An 8,843-nucleotide genomic window follows, 5' to 3' on the forward strand; every position below is an offset into this window, starting at 1 on the left:
TTGTGTCCCTCATGTTCATTTTGATCTTTAAATGGAAGTAATTTAAAAGAACTCACTACAAAACGATCATTTTTTATTTCACCAATTACTTCTGCTTTTCTTATGGTTGAACAAAATCCATCTTCAGCATGTGCGTCCCCATGTTTATTAATATCAGTTCCCTCTACAAAATAAGTTTTACCATCAATGCGAATGGCTAAGTCACAACCTTTGGCTTTCATTCCAAATTGGCATTGACCACATGATACATCAACAATTTGATTTTTTTGTTGGTCCTGAGCAGTTGCAGCTAGGCAACTAAAAAGAAATAATGTTAAAAAGATATTTTTCATGTTGTTATGGGTTTACAGTTACTAGACTAGCCGCTTTTTTAGCTTTTATTACTACTTTTTCTATAGGAATTTCGAGAGAGTCATGGGTTAATATTACGCCCATTCTTCGGAATGGTCTTGAAGAGGGCTTGCCAAAAATACGAAAATCTGTTTTTGGAAGAGCGGCAATTTCTGAAATTCCTGAATAGGTTGGATTAGTTGAGTTTTCGGAAGCTAAAATTACTGCACTAGCTCCAGTTTTTTCCAAGGTAATTTCAAAAATGGGTAAACTCAAAATGGCACGTAAATGCAATTCAAATTCGTTAAAGTTTTGTGTTCCAGCTAGAGTAACCATCCCAGTATCATGTGGCCTTGGTGATAACTCAGAAAAGTAAACCCCTTCATCAGTCAAGAAAAATTCCACTCCAAAAAGGCCAGCACCGCCAAGTGCTTTGGTTACTTTTTGAGCCATTTCTTGCGCTTCGATTATGTCTTTTTGGGAAACTTTTGCAGGTTGCCAACTTTCCTGATAATCGCCACGTTCTTGTCGGTGACCAATTGGCGGACAAAATAAAGTTGGATTATTGTTTTGTACAACGGTTAGCAAAGTTATCTCGGAATTGAAATTTACAAAAGCTTCAACAATAACTTCTACAATATCGCCACGCGAACCTTCTTCAGCATATTGCCATGCCTTCTCTATATCACTTTCGGTCTTTATAGTGGATTGTCCTTTTCCTGACGAACTCATTAATGGTTTTACCACACAAGGCATTCCGACTTCGTAAACTGCTTTTTTTAATTCAACTGCAGAAGTTGCATACCGATAATTGGCTGTTTTTAGTCCTAATTCTTTTGAAGCTAAATCGCGAATGGCTTTTCTGTTCATCGTGAAATTGGCGGCTTTTGCTGATGGCACAACTGTTATACCTTGTTTTTCATAATCATAAAAACGTTCTGTACGAATGGCTTCAATTTCGGGAACAATAAAATCGGGGTTGTGTTTGGCTACAATTCTATCAAGTTCAGAACCATCTAACATATTGATGACTTCAAATCCGTGAGCGACTTGCATTGCGGGTGCGTTTTCATAACTATCGACTGCAATAATGGTCTGCCCAATGCGTTGTGCGGCAATAACGAATTCTTTTCCTAATTCTCCTGAACCAAGCAATAAAATTTTTGACATTATTTTATAATTTAAACACAAATTTCACAGATTTACACCAATAAAATGAGTGCAAATTTGTGAAATAAGTGTTGTTTTATTTTAAGCTAAAACTTCTTTAATTCTTTTGAAAGCTTCGGTTAGTAATGCTTCACTTGTTGCATAAGAAATTCTGATGCAGTTTGGATTTCCAAAAGCATCTCCAGTTACGGTTGCCACATTTGCTTCTGATAATAAATACATCGATAAATCATCGGCATTGGCAATTAATTTTCCTTTTAAAGTTTTTCCAAAAAATGAAGAAACATCTGGAAAAAGATAGAAAGCACCATCAGGAATATTAATTTTAATACCCGGAATTTCTTTGGCTAGGCCAACGACTAAATCTCTTCGATTTTTAAAAGCAGTAACCATTTCATTCAACACTTTCGGATCAGCATCTACTGCGGTTATGGTAGCTCTTTGCGCGATAGAATTGGCTCCGGAGGTTACTTGGCCTTGCATTTTGGTACAGGCTTTGGCAATAAATTCGGGAGCGCCAATGTACCCTATTCTCCAGCCAGTCATGGCAAAAGCTTTGGCTACACCATTTACAGTAATGGTTTTTTCAAATAATCCCTGAATGGTACCAATGCTACAAAACGTTCCCGAGAAATTGATGTGTTCGTAGATTTCGTCAGAAACGATATAAATGTTTGGGTATTTTTCTAAAACTTTGCCAATAGCAGTCAATTCTTCACGACTATAAACCGAACCACTTGGATTGCATGGTGAACTGAACCACATCATTTTGGTTTTTGGCGTGATAGCTTTTTCTAACTGTTCTGCGGTTATTTTAAAATCTCTTTCAACCGAGGTTGGTACTTCAACAGGAACACCTCCCGAAAGTTTGATAATTTCAAAATAAGAAACCCAATAGGGTGCAGGTAGAATTACTTCATCACCATCATTCAACATAACTTGAGCAATGTTATACAACGACTGTTTGGCACCAGTAGAAACTACAATATTGGCTGGCTTGTAATCTAAATTATTATCGCGTTTGAATTTACGACAAATGGCTTCTTTCAATTCTGCATAACCATCAACAGGCGAATAAGTACTGTAATTTTCATCGATGGCTTTTTTTGCGGCTTCTTTGATGAAGTCTGGCGTATTAAAATCAGGTTCGCCTAAACTTAAACTGATGATATCTTTTCCTTGTGCTTTTAATTCTCTGGCTAAGGCAGCCATTGCCAAGGTTTGTGAGGTTGATAAATTGTTGATTCTGTCTGATAAAATGCTCATTGAATGTTTTGATTTATGTTAAACTAAAAACGCCAATGAAGGCGTTTTATAAATGGATTATGCTAATTGTGGCTGTCTTCCCAATTCTTTCAAATGCTTAAAGTGCGCAATTACGGCACTTCGCATTGTTCGGTACTCGTGATAGGGTAAATTACATTCTTTAGCTGTTTCTTTAACTATTTTAGCTATTTTTCCGTAATGTATGTGACTAATGTTTGGATAAAGATGGTGTTCAATCTGATGATTTAATCCGCCAGTATACCAGTTTACAAGCCAATTTTTTGGAGCAAAATTTACGGTAGTAAATAATTGATGAATAGCCCAGGTATTTTCCATTTCACCTTCTTCATTAGGTTTCGGATTTGTAGTATCTTCAATAACATGCGCTAATTGAAAAACGATGCTCAAAATTAATCCTGCAGTGTAATGCATAACAAAAAAACCAATTAAAACTTTCCACCACAATACTCCTAAAATCATGGGAAGTACAATCCAAACCGAAAAGTAAATAACTTTTGTAATTACTAAAGTTGTCCAAAGTATTTTGGGAGATTTAACTTCGCCATATGACAATTTTCTTTTCAAGTAACCTTTCATTTGTTTAAAATCGGTTGTTAATGACCAATTGAAAGTCAGTAATCCATATAAAAAAACAGAGTAATAATGTTGAAATTTGTGAAAATTATACCATTTTGCTTCTTGAGAAAAACGGATAACTCGACCAGCATCAAGATCTTCATCATGTCCATGAATATTGGTGTAGGTATGGTGCAATACATTGTGTTGAACTTGCCAATTGTATACATTGCCAGCCAAAATATAAATAGTTCCACCCATAAATTTATTTACCCAATTTTTATTAGAATAGGAACCGTGATTTCCATCGTGCATTACGTTCATGCCTATTCCCGCCATACCAATACCAATAACGATAGAGAGTAAAAAGAAAACCCAAAAAGGCATAGTAGTTAATGTAATTATTAAAAAATAGGGAGTTAAGAAAACGCTAAACAAAATAATCGTTTTCAAGTGTAATTTCCAATTTCCAGTTTTTTGAATATTGTTTTCTTTAAAGTAGTCATTAACTCTAGAATTTAAAGTTCTAAAGAATTTAAGATTATCGTTTTTAGAAAAAACAGGCGTTGTTGTGTCCATTTATTGAAATTAGATTTTGGCAAATATAATTATTATAATTTTTTAAAGATTATAAACAAATCATAATTATCAACTAAAACATTATTTTTGATGAAAATTCTATTTATGGAAGAAATTCTGAAACAATTTCCTAATCTTACTGATAATCAAATACTACAGTTTGAAAAGCTTGAAGCATTATATAACGATTGGAATGCAAAAATAAATGTGATTTCGAGAAAAGATATTGATGAACTTTACACTAAACACGTGTTGCATTCCTTAGCTATTGCCAAAATTCAGCCGTTTGAAGGTGGAACGTATATATTAGATGTTGGAACAGGAGGTGGTTTTCCTGGAATTCCTTTGGCTATTTTGTTTCCTGAAACACGGTTTTATCTGATTGATGTTATTTTGAAAAAGATTAATGTTGTAAAAGCTGTTGTAGAAGCATTAGCATTAAAAAATGTAAAAGCGGAACAAATGCGAGCTTCAGAAGTTAAAGGCGATTATGATTTTATAGTAAGTAGAGCGGTGACCAACATGCCCGATTTTGTGTATTGGATAAAAGATAAAATCAAAAAACAAAACAAACACGAATTGAAAAACGGAATACTTTATTTAAAAGGAGGGGATTTAATCGAAGAACTTAAATCTTTTCCAAATGCTACAGAATACAATATTGCTGATTTTTTTAAACATGAGTTTTTTGAAACTAAAAAAGTGGTTCACTTACCATTAAAATTTAAAGCATAAAAAAAGCTCTAAATAGAGCTTTTTTTTAGTTTAATATATAGTTTTACTAAGTTTATCATTAAAACAATGGGCAATATTTTCAATAGCGCTTGATAAATTGAAATTTAGAATATTGATTATTATAGGTATAATAAAGTTAATTTTTTTGACTTGAACTATAATTTTATTACTTTTAAAAAAAAACTATTCACCCAAAAACGGATAACGATAATCTTCTGGTGTTACAAAAGTTTCTTTGATGGTTCTTGGTGAAACCCAACGTAATAAGTTTTGCATTGAACCTGCTTTATCATTTGTTCCCGATGCTCTTGCTCCACCAAATGGTTGCATTCCTACTACAGCTCCCGTAGGCTTATCATTGATGTAGAAGTTTCCAGCACTGTTTTGTAATGCTAATGTTGCTTCTTCAATAGCATAACGATCTTGACTAAAAATAGCTCCAGTCAAGGCGTAATCTGAAGTTTCATCAACCAATGCTAGCGTTGCTGCCCATTTAGTATCTTCATAAACATATAGCGTAACTATAGGTCCAAATAATTCGGTTTCCATAGTAGCGTATTTTGGATTGGTAGTCACGATAACTGTTGGTTCAATAAAATAGCCTTTCGATTTGTCATAATTTCCACCTACAATAATTTCGGCATCTGCATCTTTTTTAGCTTGATCAATATATTTGGCTAATTTGTCAAAAGAACTTTCATGAATTACTGCTGTGATGAAATTTCCAAAATCCTCAGGCGAACCCATTTTCATTGATTTTATATCGGTAATCAATTGTTCTTTTACCGCTGGCCACAAACTTTTAGGAATATAGGCTCTAGAAGCTGCAGAACATTTCTGCCCTTGGAATTCAAAACCACCACGAGTAATTCCGGTAACTACTTGTTTTACATTAGCACTTGGATGTGCTAAAACAAAATCTTTTCCACCTGTTTCGCCTACAATTCTAGGGTAGGTTTTATAGGTATGAATATTGTTTCCAATTTTTTTCCATATTTCTTTAAATACAAAAGTGGAACCTGTATAATGAAGTCCAGCAAAGTCAGGGCTTGCTAAAACAGTATTGGTAATCATAACCGGATCACCAAAAACAACATTGATAACACCATCAGGAACACCAGCTTCTTTAAAAACATCAATAATAATTTTTGCTGAGAAAACTTGACTATCACTTGGTTTCCAAATCACAACATTACCCATCAATGCTGCACTAGCAGGAAGATTGGCAGCAATAGCTGTAAAGTTGAACGGTGTAATCGCATACACAAAACCTTCAAGTGGTCGATATTCTACTCGATTCCAAACATCTGAAACTGATTTGGGTTGGTCATTATAAATTTGTGTCATAAATTCTACGTTATAACGCAAGAAATCTATTAATTCACAAGAAGCATCTATTTCGGCTTGAAAAATAGTTTTGGATTGTGCAATCATGGTCGCCGCATTAATCCTAGCACGATAGGGTCCAGCAATCAATTCGGCTGCTTTCAAAAAGATAGCGGCGCGTTGTTCCCACGCCATGTTTGCCCACTTTTTTCTGGCTTCAAGTGCAGAAGCAATTGCTTTTTCAACATGTACTTTTTCTGCTAAATGGTAGGTGCCTACAACATGTTGATGGTCATGTGGTGCCGTTATATTTCTTGTGTTTCCAGTTCGAATTTCTTCCTTTCCAATGTAATTTGGAACATCAATTGTTTCGTGCCACATTTTTTTGTAAGCTGCTAAAACTGATGCTTTTTCTGGAGAATTTGGAGCGTATGATTTTACGGGTTCATTAACCGCTTTTGGGACATGAAAAAATCCTTTTAGCATATTTTATTTTATTAGATAATTAGTAAATGTTTTGAATAGATAACTCAAATGATTAGAATTATTTTAAACAAAAGTACAAAGGAATATTTGAATTTTTGACAAGAAGTTATTTCAAAATTAATTCAAAGCAAATGGTGCACTCAACTTAAATGTAGGCACTATAACTTTAAAATTTTTAGTTGAAGTAAAATTAATCATATTGAAATAACCACTCATAGCACCAAAAGGAGAAGATAACAAACAACCTGAATTATAAGTATATTTTTCGCCTGGTTTTAGCACGGGCTTTTTACCAATTACCCCTTCACCATCCACGATTTCAATATCATTGAGTGAATCTAGAATTTCCCAATGTCGAGTATATAATTGAACAGAATCTTTACTGTGGTTTTCAATGGTGATTTCATAACTAAAGGCAAAATGAATTTTGAAGTTTTTGAAGTATGTTCCTTCAAAACTAGTCAAAACCGAAATTTTTATGCCTCTTGTTATTTGAGAAACCATCTAGTATAGATTGAATTAGGTTGTCAAATTTACAAAAAATAAAATAGGAAAAGAGTTTTGGATGTTAAATTTTTATTAGTTGGTCATACCAACTGAACTTGCAATTCCTTTACCAATTACCCTATCATAGCGTTGATTATTTTCTCTATAATATACTAAGGTAAAGTAGTTGTTTTCTGTTTGATGAAAGTTACCATCAATGGCATTTTCTTCATCAATTTTACCTTTTTCATCTGAAATAACATATTGATAATTTGTGAAACCTTGCTTTATCATTATGGCTTTTTCATAAATGCCTTTTTCTTCATTATAATCCATTTTGTTTTCCTCACTAATAGTATAGTTGTTAAACATCCCATTGATATAAATAGATTTTTTCCCGTAATAATTTGGGGCAGCAAGTGAAAAGAAAACCCAAGCATAATCTGCTTCTATATCGTTGTTTTCAGCTCCAATGTTTTTCACTATAAAATTCCCATTGATATCAGGGAAAAAAGTATAAGGAGTATTTGCTCGTGATTGATTTTGGTATAAATAGGCATTGTATAAACCACTTTTTGAATCAATACGTGCAATACTATTGTTTGCTGCACGAATGTCTTTATTTTCAAAAAATAAAAATTCATTTCCAGCCCAAAATTGGGTTTCTTTATCATATTTATAAATTAAATCATTGCCAATAGTATATTGTGGTTTAATATTGGTTATGGCATTGTCAAATTTTCCATTTTGTAAGAGCATCACTTTTACGTTTTGCAATGGACTTTGAAAAGTAATAACGGATGATTTTATAGAAAATTCAATATTGTGTTTTTGATTTATAACATCAAGGGTTCTTGTTCTTCTCACTTGCATAGGAACAGCAACTAATTCTTCGTACAAAATAAATTTTTTACTAAAAACTACGTTTTTATCATCATCTAAAATTTTAATCATATAATTACCACTAACTCTAAATTGAGTAAATCTATTTGGGAAAGATAATCGATAATGAGAATATAATTGTAGTGTAGTTAGTGAGTTAGAGTAATCTTGAATGCGTTGGTCATCAAAACCATTGATATATTCATTTTTTGATAATTGTGAAGGTTTCCAATCATAATCACAATGAGTAATAGTGAAGAAATAATTAGCTTCGTTGCCATATAAATCATCAAATTGAAATTGAAAACTATCTCCTAATCTAAAAATAGGGATAGCATTTTGGTCATTTTGAGTAAAAGTTACCGTTTTGAAATGGTAAGGAGGAAGTATTTCCTTTTCTACTTGAGAAAAAGAAACCAAAGAAATCATTAAAAAACAAAAGCTGAAGTATATTTTATGTGTCATAATTATTTGTAACAAAGTATAAATTTAGAATATTTGCTCCATAATAATGCTAAAAAATTTTACTTGAAACAAACAGGAATAATTTCTCCTTTGGCAAGGCAATATTTTTCTACTAATTCAGGTGAAATTTTATGGGTATAATTTTCCTCGACTACCTTAAAACCAATATTTCTTAGTTTATCAAAATAATCTTTTCCATAAACACGAACATGGTCATATTGTCCAAAGATTTTTGCGCGTTCTTTTTGGTCAACAATCGTGTCATCAGAAAAAGTAGTGGCTCTATTCAAGTCTTGAGGAATTTGAAATATCCCCATTCCACTTGGTTTTAGAACACGATATAATTCTTGCATGGCTTTGGTATCATCAGGTATGTGTTCTAAAACGTGATTACAAAAAATAATATCATAGGTATTATTTTCAAAAGGTAAATTACAAATGTCAGCTTTTACATCAGCTAAAGGCGAAAGTAAATCGGTGGTGGTATAATCGATATTAGTTTGCTTTTTGAAACGTTTGTAGAATTCTTGTTCAGGAGCAAA

General features: G+C 32.9%; 9 protein-coding genes. 1 reads left to right on the plus strand and 8 read right to left on the minus strand.

Annotation, left to right across the window (positions count from 1 at the left end; translation table 11 throughout):
- The 4 genes from ACOYLT_RS08755 to ACOYLT_RS08770 all read right to left on the minus strand — a co-directional run.
- Window positions 1-332: DUF6370 family protein (locus ACOYLT_RS08755; RefSeq protein WP_422853478.1), on the minus strand; the 332-nt coding region annotated here is incomplete at its 3' end.
- A 4-nt stretch (window positions 333-336) separates the two neighbouring features.
- On the minus strand, window positions 337-1,500 hold the full coding sequence (gene purT, locus ACOYLT_RS08760) for a formate-dependent phosphoribosylglycinamide formyltransferase (RefSeq protein ID WP_422853479.1): 1,164 nt from the start codon (window positions 1,498-1,500) through the stop codon (window positions 337-339).
- A gap of 81 nt (window positions 1,501-1,581) precedes the next feature.
- Complete coding sequence (locus ACOYLT_RS08765; protein WP_422853480.1) at window positions 1,582-2,766, minus strand: pyridoxal phosphate-dependent aminotransferase; 1,185 nt, start codon at window positions 2,764-2,766, stop codon at window positions 1,582-1,584.
- Between the two features lie 57 nt (window positions 2,767-2,823).
- Window positions 2,824-3,921, minus strand: coding sequence for a fatty acid desaturase family protein (locus ACOYLT_RS08770; RefSeq protein ID WP_422853481.1), 1,098 nt, complete (start codon window positions 3,919-3,921; stop codon window positions 2,824-2,826).
- A 105-nt stretch (window positions 3,922-4,026) separates the two neighbouring features.
- Here ACOYLT_RS08770 and rsmG point away from each other — a divergent pair, with 105 nt between their 5' ends.
- Window positions 4,027-4,656, plus strand: a complete 630-nt coding sequence (gene rsmG, locus ACOYLT_RS08775) for a 16S rRNA (guanine(527)-N(7))-methyltransferase RsmG (protein WP_422853486.1) — start codon at window positions 4,027-4,029, stop codon at window positions 4,654-4,656.
- A gap of 183 nt (window positions 4,657-4,839) precedes the next feature.
- Here the strand turns inward: rsmG and pruA are convergent, their stop codons facing one another.
- The 4 genes from pruA to ACOYLT_RS08795 all read right to left on the minus strand — a co-directional run.
- The gene (gene pruA, locus ACOYLT_RS08780; protein WP_422853482.1) at window positions 4,840-6,468 is read right to left on the minus strand and encodes an L-glutamate gamma-semialdehyde dehydrogenase; all 1,629 of its coding nucleotides are present in this window, start codon (window positions 6,466-6,468) and stop codon (window positions 4,840-4,842) included.
- A 117-nt stretch (window positions 6,469-6,585) separates the two neighbouring features.
- On the minus strand, window positions 6,586-6,972 hold the full coding sequence (gene apaG, locus ACOYLT_RS08785; RefSeq protein ID WP_422853483.1) for a Co2+/Mg2+ efflux protein ApaG: 387 nt from the start codon (window positions 6,970-6,972) through the stop codon (window positions 6,586-6,588).
- Between the two features lie 75 nt (window positions 6,973-7,047).
- Window positions 7,048-8,301, minus strand: a complete 1,254-nt coding sequence (locus ACOYLT_RS08790; protein WP_422853484.1) for a DUF5103 domain-containing protein — start codon at window positions 8,299-8,301, stop codon at window positions 7,048-7,050.
- 59 nt (window positions 8,302-8,360) lie between these two features.
- The coding region (locus ACOYLT_RS08795) for a class I SAM-dependent methyltransferase (protein WP_422853485.1) at window positions 8,361-8,843 on the minus strand (483 nt) is incomplete at its 5' end.

This window comes from Flavobacterium sp. (assembly GCF_049318185.1).
Classification (GTDB): Bacteria; Bacteroidota; Bacteroidia; order Flavobacteriales; family Flavobacteriaceae; genus Flavobacterium.